An 18,548-nucleotide genomic window follows, 5' to 3' on the forward strand; every position below is an offset into this window, starting at 1 on the left:
TTCCACGACTCCGGCTTCTCACGGTCGTCGTTGTTGCTGCTGCTGTTCGAGGAGGATCCGCTGTCCTTGTCCCAGCCGTCGGCCGAGGTCACGGCATATGCGGCTGGGGCGGAGACCGCGAGGACCGCCGTGACGGCGGTCGATGCGAACAGGGTGCGGGCAGAGCGCATGGATACACAGTCCTTTCGCCACCCCTGCGACGGCCGGCTGGTTGTCGGCTCATCGGATCACAGGTGCGACGTGATCCACCGTCAGCCGAAATGCCGCTTCCCACCACTGGAGAGCGCCGCATTCGAGCGACACCATGGGCTCATCGTGTGACTGCGGGCCGAATGTCACCCGTTGGACGGCACGCCACGCCGAGGGGATGTTTGCGCGGCGATCCGGTGCGGGTCCTCGCGGGGCGTTCCGCTTCCGTGCCGCTCACCCGGCCACCGATGATGGGCGTCGGCGCGTCGTGGTGAACATGCGTCAGGTGGGACTTCCACGACCACGGGGCTCCGCACGGCCGACCGAGGTGTTCGGCCGAAGCAGTGTGGCCCGCGGCGGGGAACCGGCCGGGGCCGGCCTCTCGCTCTCTCAGCCGGCTGCCACGGCGCGGCGGACGCTTTCGCGGAGCAGCGCGCGACGCTGTTCGTGCACCTCGGAGGGCTCGTCGGCGGTTGCCGCGTAGACGTTGCTGACCGGCGACCAGGCCATGGACATGGCGATGACCATGGCCATCACGTCGAACGGGTCGCCCTGGCGCACCAGGCCGGCGGCCTGAGCTTCGGCGATGGCGCGCAGCTTCGGGTCGTCGAGGCGGTCGGGGTCGTCCACCAGGTGCCCGGTCGGGCGACGCTCCAGGCGCGCCCACGTGGCCAGCCGGATGAGGTCGGGGCGGCGGAGGTACTCGTCGTAGAGGCGTACGGCCCAGTCCGCGAGGTCGGTGGCGTCGATCGGGGCGACATTCATGATCCGCTCGAGGGAGCCGAAGAAGATGGCGTCGAAGAGCCCCTCCTTGTTGCCGAAGTAGGCATAGAGCTGCGCCTTGTTGCTGCGCGCGTCGGCCACGATCCGCTCGATGCGTGCACCGGCGATCCCGTGCTCGGCGAACTCCTGCGTCGCCACGTCGAGGATGCGCCGGTACGTCGCCGCTCCGCGCGAGGTCAGGGGCTGGTCTGCCATGCCCCCACGCTACCAAACAGAACAGTTGGTTTGCCTCCAGGACAGGATCCGCCTACCGTGAACAGACAGAACAGTCTGTTTAAGGAGATGCGCTGTGCGGACAACCACCGGCTGGCAGTCTGACGGCCCGACGGCGCCACTGCGGCGCACGCCGCTGACGCGGCGCGACCTGCGCCCCGACGACCTCGCGGTCCGGGTCGACTACTGCGGCGTCTGCCACACCGACCTGCATGCCGTCCACAGCCACGACGGCGGGGCGGGCGGCCCTCTGGTGCCGGGGCACGAGTTCACGGGCGTGGTCACCGAGACCGGGCGCATGGTCACCCGCTTCTCGGTCGGTGACCCCGTCGCGGTCGGCAACATCGTCGATTCGTGCGGCGAGTGCCCCATGTGCGAGGCCGGCCAGGAGAATTTCTGCCGGGCCTTCCCGACCCTGACCTACGGAGGCGTCGACCGGCACGACGGCTCAACCACCCTGGGGGGCTATTCCCGCGAGTACGTCGTCCGCGACCGGTTCGCCTACGCGCTTCCGGCCGGGCTGGATCCGGCCGCGGCCGCCCCTCTGCTCTGCGCCGGGATCACGGTCTGGGAACCCCTGCGCTCCCTGGGCGTGGGGCCGCACAGCCGCGTCGCCGTGGCGGGACTGGGCGGCCTGGGCCATCTGGCGGTCAAGATGGCCGTGGCGCTCGGCGCCGAAACCTCCGTCATCAGCCGCTCGCCGGACAAGGCCGACGATGCCCGCCGTCTCGGCGCCCACACCTTGATCGTCTCCACGGACCCGGAGCAGATGGCCGACGCCCGCGACCGGTTCGACGTCCTCATCGACACCGTTTCCGCCCCGCACGACCTCGGCCCGTACCTGCGCCTGGTCGCCATGGACGGCACGCTCAGCCAACTCGGCCACCTCGGGCCCGTCACCGTGGAGACCATGGACCTGCTCGTGGGGCGCAAGAAGCTCAGCTCCGCGGGCAGCGGCGGCAGGCCCGCGACCGCCAGCATGCTGGACTTCTGCGCCGAGCACGCCATCACCGCCGACATCGAGCTGCTCCCCTCGGCGCGGGTGAACGAGGCTCTCGACCGCCTCCGGCGGAACGACGTCCGCTACCGCTTCGTGCTCGACATGTCCGACCTGGGGTGAGCCCGCGAGCCCGTCCACCGCGCGAGCACCCGTGACCGAGCCACTGGAGCCGATCCGCCATTTCCTGAACCAATGGCGCGTCAGATCGCTCGTCCGTCGCCGAGGAGGTCGAGTCCGTCGGGTGATACGGGCAGAAGACGAGGTGGTGTGCCGGCCGTCGTCGCCGGACTCGTCCTGTCACTCCTCGCCTTCGTCCCCTCGCCGTCCGCGAGCGCGGCGCCCTTGCTCCTGTCCCAGGGCAAGGTCGACGAGATCTTCAGGAAGCAGGAGTCGGCCCAGTTCGGCACCGGCAGGTACGCGCTGATGTTCAAGCCGGGCACGTACCACAACATCAACGCCCATCGGCTTCTGAACCTCGATCGCCGGGCTCGGCCTCAAGCCGGACGACACCACCTTCAAAGGTGACGTGACCGTCGACGCCGGCTGGTTCAACGGCAACGCCACCCAGAACTTCTGGCGTTCGGCCGAGAACCTGGCCCTCAACCCGGCCAACGGCACCAACCGCTGGGCCGTCTCCCAGGCCGCCCCGTTCCGCCGCATGCACGTCAAGGGCGGCCTCGACCTCGCCCCCGACGGCTACGGCTGGGCCAGCGGCGGCTACATCGCCGACAGCAAGATCGACGGCCAGGTGTCCCCCTATTCCCAGCAGCAGTGGTACACCCGCGACAGCTCGATCGGCAGCTGGGGCAACGGGGTCTGGAACATGACGTTCTCCGGCGTCGAGGGCGCCCCCGCCCAGAGCTTCCCCGAACCCCCCTACACCACCCTGGAGACCACTCCGGTCTCCCGCGAGAAGCCCTTCCTCCACCTCGACGGCGAGGACTACAAGGTCTTCGTCCCCCCGCCAAGCGCACCAACGCGCGGGGTGTCTCGTGGAACGGCACCCCGCAGGGCGAGTCGATCCCGCTGAGCCGGTTCTACGTGGTGAAGCCGGGCGCGACGGCGCAGACCATCAGCGCGGCGGTACGCCAGGGGCTGCACCTGCTCTTCACCCCTGGCGTCTACCACGTGGACGAGGCCATCGAGATCAACCGCGCCGGCACGGTCGCCCTCGGTCTGGGCCTGGCCACGATCATCCCGGACAACGGGGTGACCGCGATCAAGGTCGGTGACGTCGACGGTGTGAAGCTGGCCGGACTCCTGGTCGACGCCGGTACGCAGAACTCCTCGGTGCTCGTCCAGGTGGGTCCCGAGGGCGCGTCGGCCGACCACTCGGCGAACCCGACCTCGCTCCAGGACGTGTTCGTCCGGGTCGGCGGAGCGGGTGCCGGCAAGACGACCACCGGCATGGTGATCAACGGCGACGACACGATCATCGACCACACCTGGCTCTGGCGTGCCGACCACGGCGAGGGCGTCGGCTGGGAGACCAACCGGTCCGACTACGGCCTCCGGGTGAACGGTGACGACGTCCTGGCCACCGGCCTGTTCGTCGAGCACTTCAACAAGTACGACGTGCGGTGGTACGGCGAGAACGGGAAGACGAGCTTCTTCCAGAACGAGAAGGCGTACGACGCCCCCGACCAGGCCGCCATCCAGAACGGTGACATCAAGGGCTACGCGGCGTACAAGGTCGAGGACTCGGTCACCACCCACGAGGGCTGGGGCATGGGCAGCTACTGCTACTTCAACGTGGACCCCACGATCCGCCAGCAGCACGGATTCCAGGCACCGGTGAAGCCCGGCGTGAAGTTCCACGACCTGCTCGTGGTGTCGCTGGGCGGCCAGGGCCAGTACGAGCACGTCATCAACAACACCGGATCCCCCACCTCCGGTACGTCGACCGTCCCGTCCCAGGTGGTGTCCTTCCCCGAGTCGGGGTGAGGTGGGCTCAGCCTCGCTGACCGTACGGCGCGGGGCCCCGCAGTCAGTCGCTGCCGGGCCCCGCGTCACGCCCGAAGAGCATCTCCAGGTGGGCGCGCAGTTCGGGGCCGGCCGCCGGGGCGGCCCGCAGTCCGAGACAGCCGTCCGGCCGTACGAGGATCGCCTCGCCGCCCCGCGCGCCGTATGCCGAGCGGAACTCGTCGAGGCCGTCGTGCACGGCGGGCAGTCGCAGGCCGGGCGCCCGCACCTCCGGAGCGAGTACGGCGCAGGCGTTCAGCAGGCCGGGGGCCGCGCGTGCGGCAGCGGCCCACACCTCGTCGAACCGGTCAGTCTGTTCCTCGTGGTCCGCGTACAGCAGCAGCGTGTGGTCCCGCCCCCGCAGCACGGTGAACAGCCGTACGGGGAAGGTCGCCAGGGCGTAGGTGAGGCCACCGCAGTCGGGGGCACGGTCGCCGGGGGCGGGTCCGTCGTGCGAGGATCCGTCCGGCGCGACGAGGGGGCTGCCTCGGTAGCCGACCAGGAGTTGGGCCTCCCGGCGCATCATGGTGTCCGGGTCGTCGGCGTCGGACCCGATGCCGCCGCGCGCGTGACGGACCGTCCGCCGGACCACTTCCTCGCCGATCGGCCGGCGCTCGGCGTCGTAACTCGCCAGCAGCCCTTCGCCCGCCCGGCCGCGCACGGCTGCGGCCAGTTTCCACGCCAGGTTGCAGGCGTCCTGGATGCCGGTGTTCATGCCCTGCGCGCCCGTGGGCGGATGGATGTGCGCGGCGTCCCCGGCGACGAACACCCGTCCCTCCCCATAGCGGTCCACCAGGCGGTGGCTGATGCGGAAGACGGACGACCAGCGCAGTGAGGTGGCGGTCGTGGGCCGGGGTGAGAGCCGGTCGAGCACGGCCTGGATGTGCTCGATCCCGGGCTGCGGGCCCCGGTCACCGCTCAGCCCGTGGGCCACCTCGCCCTGTCCGGTGCGTTGTGGGGCCAGGGAGAGTTCGGGTGGGGTCAGCATGGACATCCGGTAGCGGCCGTGGCCCGGCAGCGGGATGCACACCAGCAGATCGTCCGTGCGCCCGTCGACGACGTGCGAGGACCGGATCCCGTACCCGGCCGGCAGATCCCAGTCGACCTCGACGTCACCCAGCATGTACTCCTCGGGGAGGGCGGCACCTTCGAAGGAGAGCCCGAGGCCCTTGCGTACGACACTGTGGGCGCCGTCGCAGCCCACCAGATAGCGGGCCCGCAGCGCCTCCGTACCGCCGGCGGACAGCGAGAGCACGGCGTCGACCCCCTCGGCGTCCTGCTCGAAGGAGACGAGCTCCGTACCGCGTTCGATGTGGCCTCCCCACCGCTCCAGGAGCTCTTCGAGGAGCCGTTCCGTCTCGTACTGCGGGAGGGCGGCGAAGCCGTAGGGCACGTCCGGGGGCAGGGTGAGATCGATCCTCGCCTGTTCCGCACCGTTGACGTAGAGCAGTTGTCCCCTCATCGGGACGGCCGTCTCCAGTGCCTCGCGCACCATCCCCATCCGGTCCCAGATCTCCAGGGTCCGGGGCTGGACACCCACCGCCCTGGCGTACGGCAGACGGGCCGGGAGCCGGTCGACGACCCGGCACGCGAGGCCACGGCGTCTCAGCTCGGACGCGGCCGTCAGGCCGACCGGACCCGCTCCTACGACCAGCACGTCGGCATCGACCACGGGTGCCTCCCAGGCGGAGTGCGTCCACTCCAATGCAGCACACAGGGGGCGTCGTGTCCATTTCGGGTGAACCCCGCGGCTCCGGCGCGGGAGGGGGCTGCCTCCCGCGCCGGTCCGCGTGCGTCAGCCGACGGTGCAGGCCTCACCGCCCAGGGTGAACGCCGTCGGCTCGGTGTTGGCGCCCGTCCAGCTGCCCGAGAAGCCGAAGCCCGCCGAGGAACCGGACGCCACCTTGCCGTTCCAGCCCACGTTCGTGGCCGTCACCTTCGCCCCGTCCTGCTGGGAGGTGGCGTTCCACATCTGCGTGACCTCCTGCCCGTCGGGGAACGACCAGCCGAGCTGCCAGCCGTCATAGGCCGTGGCCCCGGTGTTGGTGACCGTCACATCGGCCTGGAAGCCGCCGGACCACTGGTTGGTGACCGTGTACGTCACCGAGCAGTCGGCATCGGCCGGGGGCTCCTCCGGGTCCGGGCCGGGGTCCGTTCCTCCCCCTCCGGTGTCCGAGGACTCGCCCACCTGGATGCCGCGGCCGTTCGTGGAGACGTACACGCGGCCGTAGACCCGCGGGTCCCCGGTGATCGCGGCGCCCGTCCAGCCCCACTGGTGCGCGTCGTCGTTGATCCGCGTCCAGTTCGCCCCGGCGTCCGTGGACCGGAATATGCCGCGCACCCCACCGATCTTCGCGCTGACGAAGACGGTCTGGTACGAGGCGCCCGCCGCCGCCTTGCCGAAGCCCACGCTGTCCGCCTGCTCCACGCCGGAGAACTTCGTGAAGCTCGTGCCGGAATCGGTGGAGCGCCACAGTCCGTACGTCCCGGCCGTGGCACCGCCCGCGAGCCAGATGTCGCCCTCGGTCCCGGGCAGCGCCCTGAAGCGGACGTTGCCCTCGGCGGGCAGGTTGTCCGCCCTGGCGGTGAAGGTGGCGCCTCCGTCGGCCGACACGTAGAAGGTACCGGCCTTGAAGCCGTAGAACTTCTTCGGGTTCTTCCGGTCGGCCTCGACCGTCGCCCCGGCCGGAATGCCGGCGGACGGGGTCCAGGAGTTGCCGTATCCGGTCGTGCGATGGACAGCCGCGCCGTCCGGGCTCCAGACGAATGCGCTGCCGTCGGCAGCCGCGGCGACCGTGCCGCCGCCGGTGACGCCGGCGGGCTCGGATGCCTGGAACCAGTTGGCCCCGTTGTCGGTCGAGAAGCCGATGTGCGGGGCGGCGTCGGCATTGCCGACCCGCACGACCGTGCCGGGGGACGACTCCGCGAAGTCGAGGCTGGTGGTCGAGTCGAGGTTCGGCGAGGTGAACATCATCGCGGGCACCGCGTCGAGATCCGTGTGCCGGAAGCCTCCGATGTCACCGAGCGCGCTCAGCAACGGGGCTCCGGACGGCGGGCTCGCCAGGTCGTTGACGGCCGTCTCCTCGAGCCCCTCCACCATCGGAGTGATCTTGAACTGGCCGCCGGAGTCCCAGGACGTGAGGTTCTCGGTGCCGTAGACCGTGGCGCCCGTCCCGTACATCATCCGGTCCGAGTCGAAGGGGTCGATCTCCAGCGCCTCCGTCATCCAGCCCAGCTTGGGCGTGGTCTCGGGCGGGGACGGATCGGCGCCCCAGGAGAGCCAGGGGACGGAGGAGACGTCCTGGGTGTACCGGTTCGAACGGCTGGGGTAGCTGGTGTAGTCCCAGGCCCGCGTCCAGGTCGCGCCGCTGTCCGTGGAGCGGAAGATCTGGGTGTCGGGCCACCAGGAGCTGTACGCGGTGGCCATGAGGGTGCCGGCCTTCTGGCGGTCGACGGAGAGTCCGCTGAACCCGTAGTACGTGTCGGCCTCCGCGACCGGACTGACGTCCGTCCACTCACCGGTACCGGTGGCGTAGCGCCAGATGCGGCCTTTGCCGCCGTCGTACGGGCCGCCCGTGTCGCTCAGCGTCAGATAGAGGTGGCCGGTCGACGAGTCGAGTACGCCCTTGTGCGCGAGATACCCGGTCGGCTGGCCGGCGATCCTGGACCAGGTGCCGCCGCCGTCCGTGGAGCGGTAGACGGTGTTCTGCTTGTCGGCGACCCCGACGTAGATGTCCTGGGTCGTGCTGCCCGCGCTGCCGGAGCGCTCGTCGAACGTCACCCACACGATGCCCTGGTTGTCGCTGGCGTATCCGCTGGTGTCGGACGGGTCCTGCGCGTAGTTGCCGGGATTGGGGAAAGCGGTCACCTCCGACCAGGTGACCCCGGAGTCGGTGGACCTCCACAGCCCCTTGCCGCTGGGCGCGCCCAGATAGAGGACGGAGTTCTTGTTCGGGTCGACGGCGAGCCGCTCCCCCATCCCGCGCCCCGGCATGTTGCCGCCGAGCTTGAAGGGGAGCGGGGCGGCCTTCCAGGACCCGCCCCGGTCCGAAGAGCGCAGGACCGCCCCGTTCGTCGGGTCCCAGCTGTTGGTGTACGTGCCCACGGCGGCGTACACGTTGTCGGGCTCGGCCGGGTCGGAGGCGAGGCTCACCACGCCGGACCAGCCCCATCTGTCCCAGTCGATCCAGTCCAGCAGCGGTGTCCACCGCTTGCCCGACTGATCCCAGCGGTAGGCGCCGCCGATGTCGGTGCGTGCGTAGGCGAGGTTCTTCTCGGACCGGTTGAAGACGATGCCCGGTACGAAGCCGCCGCCGTCGATGCGTGCGTTCTTCCAGGTGTAGGTGTCCGCGGCGATCGACACATCGGATGCTTCGGTCGCGGGAGGCGGCTCGTCGGAGCGTGCCGCGGCCGGACTGCCGGTGATCGACAACCCGGCGGTCAGGGCGAGTGCTGCCAGTAGGGCGGCGAAGGGTCTGGCGCTCAAGCGCACGGAAGCGTCCTCTCCGAGCTGGACCGCCGCGGTGCGACGGTACGGGACGACAAGAGATGGGAGCGCTCCCATAAGGTATCTCGATGGTAGCGTCGCCCGCCGCGCGAGTGAAGGGTGGTGCAGCCGGTTCATCGGATGAATCCGGCAGCGTCGCCCGCACGTCCTCTACCGTGCACACCGTCCGTCCACCGTGGTCGGGCGACCGGCCCCACTGCCCGCCGGGCTCACGGAACGGGCACAGCTCCCCCGTACATCCGCGGCGTGGGAATCGGCGCCATCCGCCCGATGTTCTCCGGCGGCGGAGCGATATCCGACGGGCAGGGGCAGCGGCAGCGGCAGCGGCAGCGGCAGCGGCAGCGGCAAATGATCGCCCAGGCTCTCGTCCGGCGTCCCCGCATCCTGCTGTTCGACCAGGCGAGCAGCGCGCACGACAACGAGACCCGGCGCGCCGTGACCGAGAGCGCCGGGTCCCTTCGGGCCGCCGGGGTCGTGGTCGCGCACCGGCTGTCCACGGTCCTGCACGCGAACCGCTCGATCGTCAGGTCGTGGGGCCCGTCGTGCAGCCGCGGCCGCCCGCGGAGCCGCTCGCGGACACGGGCGGGCGGCTCCACGCGCTGGTGCGGCGTCAGATGGGTCAGGCCATCCGTCCGCCGGGCCTGGGGACGTCCACCGCGTCGCGGATGCTGCCGCGCGCGGCAGCGGCTACGGCTTCGGCGGTGATGCCGAACTCCTCGTAGAGCCGCCGGTAGTCGGCGGACGCTCCGTAGTGCTCCAGGCTGACGATCCGGCCCGCGTCGCCGACCACCTCGCGCCAGCCCTGGCCGACGGCGGCCTCCACCGCGACGCGGGCGCGCACCTCGGGCGGCAGCACCACGTCCTGATAGGACAACGGCTGCTCGGCGAACCATTCGCGGCAGGGCATCGAGACCACGCGTACGGCCAGCCCCTCGTCGGCCAGCAGTTTGCGGGCTTCGAGGGCGATCTGGACCTCGGACCCCGTCGCCACCAGGATGACGTCGGGGGCGCTTCCGGCGGCCTCCACGAGGACGTAGGCGCCGCGGGCCGCGCCCTCGGCCGGGGCGTGGACGCCGTCGGCGCGGTCGATCACCGGGAGGTTCTGCCGGGTGAGCACGAGACCGGCGGGCCGGTCGGTGTGCTCCAGGATCACCCGCCAGCAGACCGCGGTCTCGTTGGCGTCGCCGGGGCGTACGACGTCGAGGCCGGGAATCGCGCGCAGGGCGGCGAGGTGTTCGACGGGCTGGTGGGTGGGGCCGTCCTCACCCAGCCCGATCGAGTCATGGGTCCACACGTAGGTGACGGGGAGCTTCATCAGCGCGGCGAGACGGACGGCGGGCCGCATGTAGTCGCTGAACGTGAGGAACGTACCGCCGTAGGGGCGGGTCAGGCTCTGCAGGCCGACGCCGTTGAGCACCGCGCCCATGGCGTGCTCACGGATGCCGAAGTGAAGCGTGCGCCCGTAGGGGCCGCCGCCGAACTCCGAGGTCTGCCGGTCGGACGGGACGAAGGAGGGCTCCCCCTCCATGGTGGTGTTGTTGCTGCCCGCGAGGTCCGCCGAGCCGCCCCACAGTTCGGGCAGCACCGGTGCGAGGGCGGTGAGCACCTCGCCGGAGGCCTTCCGGGTGGCCATGCCCTTCGGATCGGCCGGGAACACCGGCAGGACGTCGGTCCAGTGGCCGGGCAGCTCCTGCCGCCGCAGGCGGTCCAGCAGTGCCGCCCGCCCGGGGTTCGCGGTCCGCCAGGCCTCGTAGGTCTGCTGCCAGCGCTCCCGGGCCGCCCTGCCCCGCTCACCGACCGCTCGGGTGTGGGCGAGGACCTCGTCCTCGATCGGGAAGAACGACTCGGGGTCGAAGCCGAGGAGCCGCTTGGTGCCGGCGACCTCGTCGTCCCCCAGGGCCGCACCGTGCGCCTTGCCGGTGTTCCGCTTCGTCGGGGCGGGCCACCCGATGATCGTGCGCAGCATGATCAACGACGGCCGGGTCCGGTCCGCCTTCGCGGCCTCGACCGCGGCGAGCAGGGCGTCGACGTCCTCGACGTAGTCACCCGTGCGGGTCCAGTCCACCGTCTGCACGTGCCAGCCGTACGCGGCGTAGCGGGCCGGGACGTCCTCGCTGAAGGAGATGTCGGTGTCGTCCTCGATGGAGATGTGGTTGGAGTCGTAGAACACCACGAGGTTGCCCAGCTGCTGATGGCCGGCGAGCGAGGAGGCCTCCGACGCGACGCCTTCCATCATGTCGCCGTCGGACACCATCACGTACACGTGGTGGTCGAAGGGGCTGGCGCCCGGGGCGGCGTCGGGGTCGAGCAGCCCCCTCTCCCGGCGGGCCGCCATGGCCATCCCGACCGCGGCGCCCATCCCCTGGCCCAGCGGACCGGTGGTGATCTCGACACCCCGGGTGTGCCGGTACTCCGGATGCCCGGGGGTCGCCGAACCCCAGGTCCGCAGCGCCTCCAGATCCTCCATCTCCAGGCCGTAGCCCGCGAGATAGAGCTGGATGTACAGGGTGAGGCTGGTGTGTCCGCAGGAGAGTACGAAACGGTCCCTGCCCAGCCACCGGTCGTCGCCCGGATCGTGCCGCATGACCTGCTGGAAGAGCAGATAGGCGAGCGGGGCCAGGCTCATCGCCGTACCGGGATGCCCGTTGCCCGTCTTCTGCACGGCGTCGGCGGCCAGCACGCGTACGGTGTCCACCGCCCGCACGTCCAGCGCGCTCCATCCGGCCCGGTCCGCCACCGGCAGTGCGAGGGCGGGGTCGCGCGGCGGGGTGCCGCCGGAAGGGGCTCGCTCGGGCGCCATGGTGGTGTCTCCCTCGGGATGTCGCTTGCCGTCCGTACGGTCCCGGGCCCTGCGGCCCGTCCCCCTAGGCATCCTCGGCTCCCTGGCCGCCCTTCGCATCCCGGAACGGGGCCCGCGGCGAAGCCCTCCGCCCCGCGCCTCGGCCGGCTGCGCCGCGGGACGGTCCCGCCGCTCGCCGTCGTCCGGGCGGAGGTCCTCGGGAGCGGTGTATCTCGGCCGGTCGCCCGGCGGGCGGCTGGTGGCCGTGAAGGTGATCCGCGACGAGATCAGTGATCACCCCGAGGCACTGACCCGGTTCCGGCGTGAGGCCGCCAGCGACGACAGGGGGGCTGGACCGTGGTGCTCTACCACGTCGAGGGCGGGCCCTCGACGTACACCTCCGTGGTGTGCAACGGCTTCCACGCCTGATCCGCGGGGCCGGGCGCGGCGTACGCCGCGCCCGGATTCAGTCGGCGGCGCGGAAGCTGCGCAGGCGCAGGCTGTTGCCCACGACGAAGACGGAGGAGAAGGCCATGGCCGCTCCGGCGATCATCGGATTGAGCAGGCCGGCGGCGGCGAGCGGCAGGGCCGCCACGTTGTAGGCGAAGGCCCAGAAGAGGTTCGAGCGGATCGTGCCGAGCGTCTTGCGGGAGAGCCTGATCGCGTCGGCGGCGGCCCGCAGGTCTCCGCGGACGAGGGTCAGGTCGCCGGCCTCGATGGCGGCGTCGGTGCCGGTGCCCATCGCGAGCCCGAGGTCCGCCTGGGCGAGCGCGGCCGCGTCGTTGACTCCGTCACCGACCATGGCGACGCTACGGCCCTCCGCCTGGAGCCTCTTGACGACGGCCACCTTGTCCTCGGGCATGACCTCGGCGATGACCTCGTCGATCCCGACCTCGGCGGCGACGGAGTCCGCGACGGCCTTGTTGTCGCCGGTCAGGAGGATCGGGGTCAGACCCAGTGCGCGCAGCCGCCGGATCGCCTCGGCGCTGGTGTCCTTGACCACGTCGGCCACCTCCAGGACCGCACGCGCCTCGCCGTCCCAGGCGACGAGGACGGCGGTCCTCCCCGCCTTCTCGGCGTCGTCCCTGGCGCGCCGGAGCGGCCCGGGCAGTTCCATGGCCCACTCGGTGAGCAGCTTCTCCCTGCCGACGAGGACGGCGTGGCCGTCGACGACGCCCTGGACACCGAGGCCGGGGACGCCGGCGAAGTCCTCGGGTGTGGGCAGGGCGCCGGCCTTCGCGGCCGCACCGGTGGCGACGGCCCGGGCGATCGGGTGTTCGGAGGAGTGCTCCAGGGCACCGGCGAGACGCAGGACCTCCATCTCGTCCGTGTTCCCGACGGTGTGCACGCCGACCAGGGTCATCCGGCCGGTCGTGACGGTGCCGGTCTTGTCCAGGACGATGGTGTCCACCCTGCGGGTGGTCTCCAGCACCTCGGGTCCCTTGATGAGGATGCCGAGCTGGGCGCCGCGGCCGGTGCCCACCATCAGGGCGGTCGGGGTGGCCAGGCCGAGCGCGCAGGGGCAGGCGATGATCAGTACGGCGACGGCGGCGGTGAACGCGGCCGTGAGACCGGCGCCGTTGCCGAGCCAGAAGCCGAGTGTGGCGAGCGCGAGCCCGATGACGACCGGCACGAACACGGCGGAGATCCTGTCGGCCAGGCGCTGAGCGGCGGCCTTGCCGTTCTGTGCGTCCTCGACGAGCTCGGCCATGCGGGCGAGCTGGGTGTCGGCACCGATCCGGGTGGCCTCGACGACGAGCCGGCCCCCGGCGTTCAGCGTCGCACCGGTGACCGGGTCGCCGACGGCCACCTCCACGGGTACGGACTCGCCGGTGAGCATCGACGTGTCGACGGCGGAGGCCCCCTCGACGACGGTGCCGTCGGTGGCGATCTTCTCTCCGGGGCGGACGAAGAAGCGGTCACCCACCCGCAACTCGACGGTGGGCACGGTGACTTCCAGTCCGTCGCGCAGGAGGGTCACCTCCTTGGCGCCGAGCTCCAGCAGCGCTCTGAGCGCGGCACCCGCCTTGCGCTTCGAGCGGGCCTCGAAGTAGCGGCCGGCCAGGATGAAGGCCGTGACGCCCGCGGCGGCCTCCAGGTAGATGTTCCCCGAGCCGTCGCTGCGCGCGATGGTGAACTCGAAGGGGTGCGTCATGCCCGGTGTGCCGGCCGTTCCGAAGAAGAGCGCCCACAGCGACCACAGGAACGCGGCGCCGGTCCCGACCGAGATCAGGGTGTCCATGGTGGCCGCACCGTGCCGGGCGTTGGTGACGGCGGCGCGATGGAAGGGCCAGGCCGCGTACGTGACGACGGGTGCGGCGAGGGTGAGCGAGAGCCACTGCCAGTATTCGATCTGCAGGGCCGGGACCATCGCCATCGCGATGACGGGGACGGCGAGAACGACCGCGGTGACCAGCCGCTGGCGCAGCGGACGCAGTTCGTCGTCGGCCCGCTCGTCGTCGCTCGGGCCGGCCGCCGGCCCCTCCCCGTCGAGTCGGGGCGGGGAGGGTTGCCGGGCGGAGTATCCGGTCGCCTCCACGGTGGCGATCAGGTCCTCGACCGCGATGTCGTCGGCGTAGGTGACCTTCGCCTTTTCGGTGGCGTAGTTGACGGTCGCCTCGACCCCGTTCATGCGGTTGAGCTTCTTCTCGATGCGGGCCGCGCACGAGGCGCAGGTCATGCCGCCGATGGCTAGCTCGACCTGGGCGGCGCCCTGAGTCCTGGTGGTCATTTCCTGCTCCTCGTCGGGACGGGTGGGGCCGGGGCCCGTGCGTTCGGGCCCCGGCGGCTGCCGGGGGCGGTGCGCGCCGCTCAGGCGCGGCCGGTCAGCTCGTAGCCGGCGTCGTGGACCGCCGCCGCGACCGCGGCGTCGTCCGGTGTTCCGGCGGTGGTGACGGTGACCAGGCCGCCGGCCATGTCGACGTCGACGGACAGGACCTCGTGCAGCGCTCCGACGGACTGCGTGACGGCGGTCCGGCAGTGCCCGCAGGTCATGCCCGCCACCCGGTAGACGGTGGCGGTAACACCTCCGTCGGCGTTCGCGGTGCTGCCGGTGCCGGTCGCGCGGATGCCTCCGGACGTGGACAAGGACATGGGAACCCCCTTCGAATTCATACCCCCATGGGGTATCTTCTTGATCTCAGGTATACCCCCCACCCGTATTTTTTGCAAGAGATCCAGGAAAGTCCTCAGATACCCCACGGGGGTATATTCTCATGACGGTGGGGCCCGCCACGGGACCCTCTCGGACCAGGAGGAGCAGCCATGAACACCGCCGGGAAGATCACGTCCTTCACCGCAGCACTCACGGTGTCCTTCGGCGCCGCGTACGGCCTCGGCAACACGGTGGGCCCCGTGGGAGGCACCGGACCCGCACCCCGCGCCGACCACACGGACCGTGCGGAGCAGGAAGGAGCGGGGGACGGCGGCGACCACGCGGAATCAGCGGCCGGAGGGCTCCAGGTGTCCGAGGACGGCTACACCCTCGATCTCCTGACCCCGCGCCTGAAGGCGGCGCAGGAGGGCGAACTGCGCTTCGCCGTGCGCGACGCCTTTGGCCGGCCCGTCACCTCGTACCAACGTGAGCACGGCAAGGAGCTGCACCTGATCCTGGCCTCACGCGACCTGGCCACCTACCGGCATCTGCACCCCACCCGGGCCGCCGACGGCACCTGGAGCACGCCCGTCTCCCTGCCGGCCGCCGGTGACTATCGGGTCTTCGCGGACTTCGCACCCGGCGCGAAGAACGCCCCGGACCTCACCCTGGGTGCCGACCTCGCCGTGGCGGGCACCTACAAGCCCGCCGAACTCCCCAAGCCGTCCCGCACCGCCACGGTCGACGGATACACCGTGACCTTGAACGGGAACCTCCGGCCCGGCGTCGCGGAGGACCTCACCTTCGACGTACGCAAGGGCGGCAAGCCGGTCACCGACCTCGATCCCTACCTCGGCGCCTACGGACATCTCGTCGCCCTGCGGGCCGGCGACCTCGCCTATCTGCACGTCCACCCCGACGGGGCGCCCGGTGACGGCCGCACCGAGCCGGGTCCGGCCGTCACCTTCACCGCGAACGCGCCCAGCTCGGCGACGTACCGCCTCTTCCTGGACTTCGAGCACGACGGCACCGTCCGCACCGCGGCCTTCACCGTCCGCGCAGGGGCACCGGCGACCTCTCCGGAGCCGGACGGGCCTGCGTCCGGGCACGAGGACGGCGCCCACGGGCACTGAGGAACGGCACCGGGGGAACACCGTGCCCGTACGGACGGCTCCGGGCCGGCCGGGTCCACGGCCGGCCCGGAAGCCTGCGGTCAGACGCGGTGGCAGCGGATCCAGGCAGCCTGGCCTCCGTCGACGAGCAGATCGGTGCCGGTGACGTAGCTGGCCTCGGGCCCGCCGAGGAAGGCGACGGCGTCGGCGATCTCCGCCGGTGTCCCGGTGCGGCCGGCACCGCAGTCCTGAAGCATCCGGAGCATAGGGGCGCCGGAGGGTGACTCCGCCTCGGCCTTCGACATGGCGGTGGAGATGACCCCCGGGCTGATGCTGTTGATCCTGGCACCGCGCAGGTTCCAGGCCGGTGCGGCGGCCCGCACCCGCAGGTGGTTGCCGCGCTCGGACAGGATGTAGGCGGCCGTCGCCTCCTCCCCGACGGCCGTGACGGAGGCGAGCCCGAGCAGGTCCTCGACCGGCGCGGACGCCGGCAGGGCCTCGTCCTCCCGGCTCAGCGAGGCGTAGTGACCGGCCATGCTGGAGACGCACACCGGTGAGGTCCCGCGGGTCGCCGCCTGCTCGAAGGCCTCGATCACATGGGCGGCGCCCAGCAGGTTCACGGCCAGGATCGCCCGGGCGGACGCGGTCGCCGGGGAGAAGCCCGCCGTGTGGCCTGGACGCCGTCGTCGAGGATCAGGCCTGCGTTCATCGGTGGCCGCGCAGGTGTGCGCGCAGCAGGTTGGGGTCGGCGGCCGTGGTGTAGGCGGCGCTGAGCACGTACACGTCCTTGCCGCGCAGCGCGACGGAGGTGGGGTTCTGCAGACCGTCGGCGGTGTCCAGGACGGTGGTGCTCGTGCCGTCGGGGCGGATGCGAACGACCGTGTTGGGCGCGTTGAGTGCGGCGAGGACCTCGTTGCCGCGGCCGGTGAAGGCGAAGTCGTCGATGCCTGCCATGCCCGAGGCCTTGACCTGCGGCGCTCCCGCACGGTTCCCGGAGCGGATCGGGATGCGCAGGAGGGTGCCCCGGTCGAGGTTGGTCACCCACAGGGCGCCACCGCGTACCTTCGCGCCGTTGGCTCCGAGGAAACCGGCCGGGGCGAGTTCGGAAGCGGTGGACCACGCGGTGGGTGTGCCGCCGGTGGTGGGAACGGTCCATACGGTGCCGAGCACCGAGTCGGTGATGTAGAGCGTCCTGCCGTGCGCGTCCAGTGCCAGTCCGTTGGGCAGGCCGTCGGCGGGCAGTGCGGCGATGCGCTGCGGGTCCTGCCCGGGACGCAGCCGCCACAGTCCCGTCAGGTCGGCGGTGCCCGTCGCGTACAGCACGTACACGGTGCCGTCCGGGGTGCGGGCGATGCCGGTGGTCAGGGGGAACCCGAGGACCGGGGTGTGGACTCCGCCGTCGGCCGGTGCGGGCAGCGTCGCCAGGATGCGTGTGCCGCCCCCCGGGCTGACCAGGGCCACCTGGCGGCCGGCGGCGAAGGTGACGGCCGCCGTGCCGTCGGGCAGCAGGGTGATGTTCTCCGGCATCTGGCCCGCGGCCAGGTCGAAGTGGGTGGCGACGCGTACGTCCGTCAGGGGCTCCCCGCCGTGTGCCGCGCCGGCCGGGGCGGTCGACGCGAGGGTGGCCGCGGCCAGCAGAACGGCGGACATGGTGATCTTGATGCTTCGCTGGGACATGGTTCCTTCACTGGTTTCGGGCAGGCGGAAGCCGCGGTGCGGCGCCGTGGCCGAGTGGGTTCTCCGGAGGAGCCGACGGGGGTACGCGCCGCCGGCAGGAGGACGGGGTCAGATGGTGCGGGCCCGGCTGCCGCGGCGCGGCTCGGCCGGTTCACGGGGTGCGGTGGCCTGGGTGAGCAGGGTGAGGGCGGTCGCGGAGGGGGATCCGGGGGCGGCCGTGGCCACGACCAGGGCCGGGCCGTTTCCTTGCGGGCTCTGGAGCGTCTGCTGGGTGACGGTCAGTGTCCCGACCAGGGGGTGGCGCATCTCGTAGTCGGCGACGTCGCAGACCGCGACCCGGTGGTCGGCCCACATCGTGGCGAACTCCGCGCTGCGCATGGTCAGTTCACCGACCAGTGCGGCCAGCAGTGGATCGTCCGGATGACGGCCGGCCGTCATCCGGAGGTTGCCCACCACGGCCCTGGCCTTGGCGGGCCAGTCGGCGTAGAGGTCTCGGGTGTGTGCGTCGAGGAACACGAGCCTGGCCATGTTGGGCCGTCGTCCGGGGTCGTCGGGGGTGTCCGGGGCGAGATGGCCGGCGAACAGCGCGTGGCCCTGCCCGTTCCAGGCCAGGACGTCGCCGCGGCGGCCCAGTGCGACGGCGGGCGTGTCCCCGATCGCTGCCAGCAGGGCGCTGGTTGCCGGGGTGACGCGCTCGGTACGCGGCCGGTCCGCGGCTCTGCCCCGTCTCGGTGCACGGGCCAGGGCGTGCAGATGCACCCGCTCGGGTTCGTCCAGCCGCAGGGCGTTCGCGAGGGCGTCGAGCACCTCGGGCGAGGCGTTGCGCGACTGACCCTGCTCCAGGCGTGTGTAGTAGGGCGCGCTGATGCCCGCGAGCATCGCGAGCTCCTCCCGTCGCAGCCCCGGCACCCTGCGCCGCTCACCGTAGGTCGGCAATCCGACGTCCTCGGGCCGAAGTCGGCCCCGGCGCGCCTGGAGGAAGTCGGCGAGTCGCCCGTGCTTGTTCATGCGACCGAGTATGCGCGGCGTCCGCGATCCGCGCCTGACCCCGCTGGGGGCAGGCATCCGCATCCCCCGTCGCGGAAACACCGGGACGACGGTCCGCGACCGGCCGTCCTGGTCCCGTGCGCACTCCGAGGTGGTTCAGTCCCAGCGGTCCTGGTTGATGAAGCTGCTGTAGGCCCGCCAGGAGTTGGGTCCCATCGCCCCGTCGATCGGGCCGGTGTAGCCGT

11 protein-coding genes and 2 pseudogenes are annotated in these 18,548 nt (G+C 71.7%); 4 read left to right on the forward strand and 9 right to left on the reverse strand.

The window, feature by feature from the left end; genetic code table 11:
• Positions 1-579: 579 nt before the first annotated feature.
• Positions 580-1,167: a TetR family transcriptional regulator gene (locus tag AB0F38_RS08835; RefSeq protein WP_361888839.1), complete on the reverse strand. Its 588-nt coding sequence runs from the start codon at positions 1,165-1,167 to the stop codon at positions 580-582.
• A 94-nt stretch (positions 1,168-1,261) separates the two neighbouring features.
• Here AB0F38_RS08835 and AB0F38_RS08840 point away from each other — a divergent pair, with 94 nt between their 5' ends.
• Positions 1,262-2,305: an NAD(P)-dependent alcohol dehydrogenase gene (locus AB0F38_RS08840; protein ID WP_361888842.1), complete on the forward strand. Its 1,044-nt coding sequence runs from the start codon at positions 1,262-1,264 to the stop codon at positions 2,303-2,305.
• A gap of 72 nt (positions 2,306-2,377) precedes the next feature.
• Positions 2,378-4,129: pseudogene (locus tag AB0F38_RS08845) on the forward strand (coagulation factor 5/8 type domain-containing protein).
• Positions 4,130-4,172: 43 nt separating this feature from the next.
• On the opposite strand, the gene AB0F38_RS08850 reads toward AB0F38_RS08845, so the two are convergent.
• Positions 4,173-5,819 carry an FAD-dependent monooxygenase gene (locus AB0F38_RS08850; protein ID WP_361888844.1) on the reverse strand — a complete coding sequence of 549 codons (1,647 nt, stop codon included), beginning with the start codon at positions 5,817-5,819 and terminating at the stop codon, positions 4,173-4,175.
• Positions 5,820-5,942: 123 nt separating this feature from the next.
• Positions 5,943-8,639, reverse strand: a complete 2,697-nt coding sequence (locus AB0F38_RS08855; protein WP_361888847.1) for a cellulose binding domain-containing protein — start codon at positions 8,637-8,639, stop codon at positions 5,943-5,945.
• A gap of 252 nt (positions 8,640-8,891) precedes the next feature.
• On the opposite strand from AB0F38_RS08855, the pseudogene AB0F38_RS08860 reads away from it, so the two are divergent.
• Positions 8,892-9,271, forward strand: a pseudogene (locus AB0F38_RS08860) (NHLP bacteriocin export ABC transporter permease/ATPase subunit); the annotation flags it as partial.
• 2 nt (positions 9,272-9,273) lie between these two features.
• Here AB0F38_RS08860 and tkt read toward each other — a convergent pair.
• The 3 genes from tkt to AB0F38_RS08875 all read right to left on the reverse strand — a co-directional run bounded on the left by tkt (position 9,274) and on the right by AB0F38_RS08875 (position 14,526).
• Complete coding sequence (tkt, locus tag AB0F38_RS08865) at positions 9,274-11,454, reverse strand: transketolase (protein ID WP_361888850.1); 2,181 nt, start codon at positions 11,452-11,454, stop codon at positions 9,274-9,276.
• A 445-nt stretch (positions 11,455-11,899) separates the two neighbouring features.
• A complete protein-coding gene (locus AB0F38_RS08870; RefSeq protein ID WP_361888853.1) occupies positions 11,900-14,164 on the reverse strand; it encodes a heavy metal translocating P-type ATPase in 2,265 nt (754 codons plus the stop codon).
• 80 nt (positions 14,165-14,244) lie between these two features.
• Complete coding sequence (locus AB0F38_RS08875; protein ID WP_361888856.1) at positions 14,245-14,526, reverse strand: cation transporter; 282 nt, start codon at positions 14,524-14,526, stop codon at positions 14,245-14,247.
• Between the two features lie 171 nt (positions 14,527-14,697).
• On the opposite strand from AB0F38_RS08875, the gene AB0F38_RS08880 reads away from it, so the two are divergent.
• Positions 14,698-15,660 carry a hypothetical protein gene (locus tag AB0F38_RS08880; RefSeq protein ID WP_361888859.1) on the forward strand — a complete coding sequence of 321 codons (963 nt, stop codon included), beginning with the start codon at positions 14,698-14,700 and terminating at the stop codon, positions 15,658-15,660.
• A gap of 80 nt (positions 15,661-15,740) precedes the next feature.
• On the opposite strand, the gene AB0F38_RS08885 is transcribed toward AB0F38_RS08880, so the two are convergent.
• The 3 genes from AB0F38_RS08885 to AB0F38_RS08895 form a co-directional block, all read right to left on the reverse strand.
• Entirely contained in the window at positions 15,741-16,259 is a 519-nt protein-coding gene (locus AB0F38_RS08885) for an SDR family oxidoreductase (RefSeq protein ID WP_361888862.1), read from the reverse strand.
• Between the two features lie 85 nt (positions 16,260-16,344).
• Positions 16,345-17,316, reverse strand: coding sequence for a hypothetical protein (locus tag AB0F38_RS08890; protein WP_361888865.1), 972 nt, complete (start codon positions 17,314-17,316; stop codon positions 16,345-16,347).
• Positions 17,317-17,424: 108 nt separating this feature from the next.
• On the reverse strand, positions 17,425-18,324 hold the full coding sequence (locus AB0F38_RS08895; protein ID WP_361888868.1) for a helix-turn-helix transcriptional regulator: 900 nt from the start codon (positions 18,322-18,324) through the stop codon (positions 17,425-17,427).
• Positions 18,325-18,548: the final 224 nt, after the last annotated feature.

Source organism: Streptomyces sp. NPDC025273, from assembly GCF_040638585.1.
Classification (GTDB): Bacteria; Actinomycetota; Actinomycetes; order Streptomycetales; family Streptomycetaceae; genus Streptomyces; species Streptomyces cinereorectus.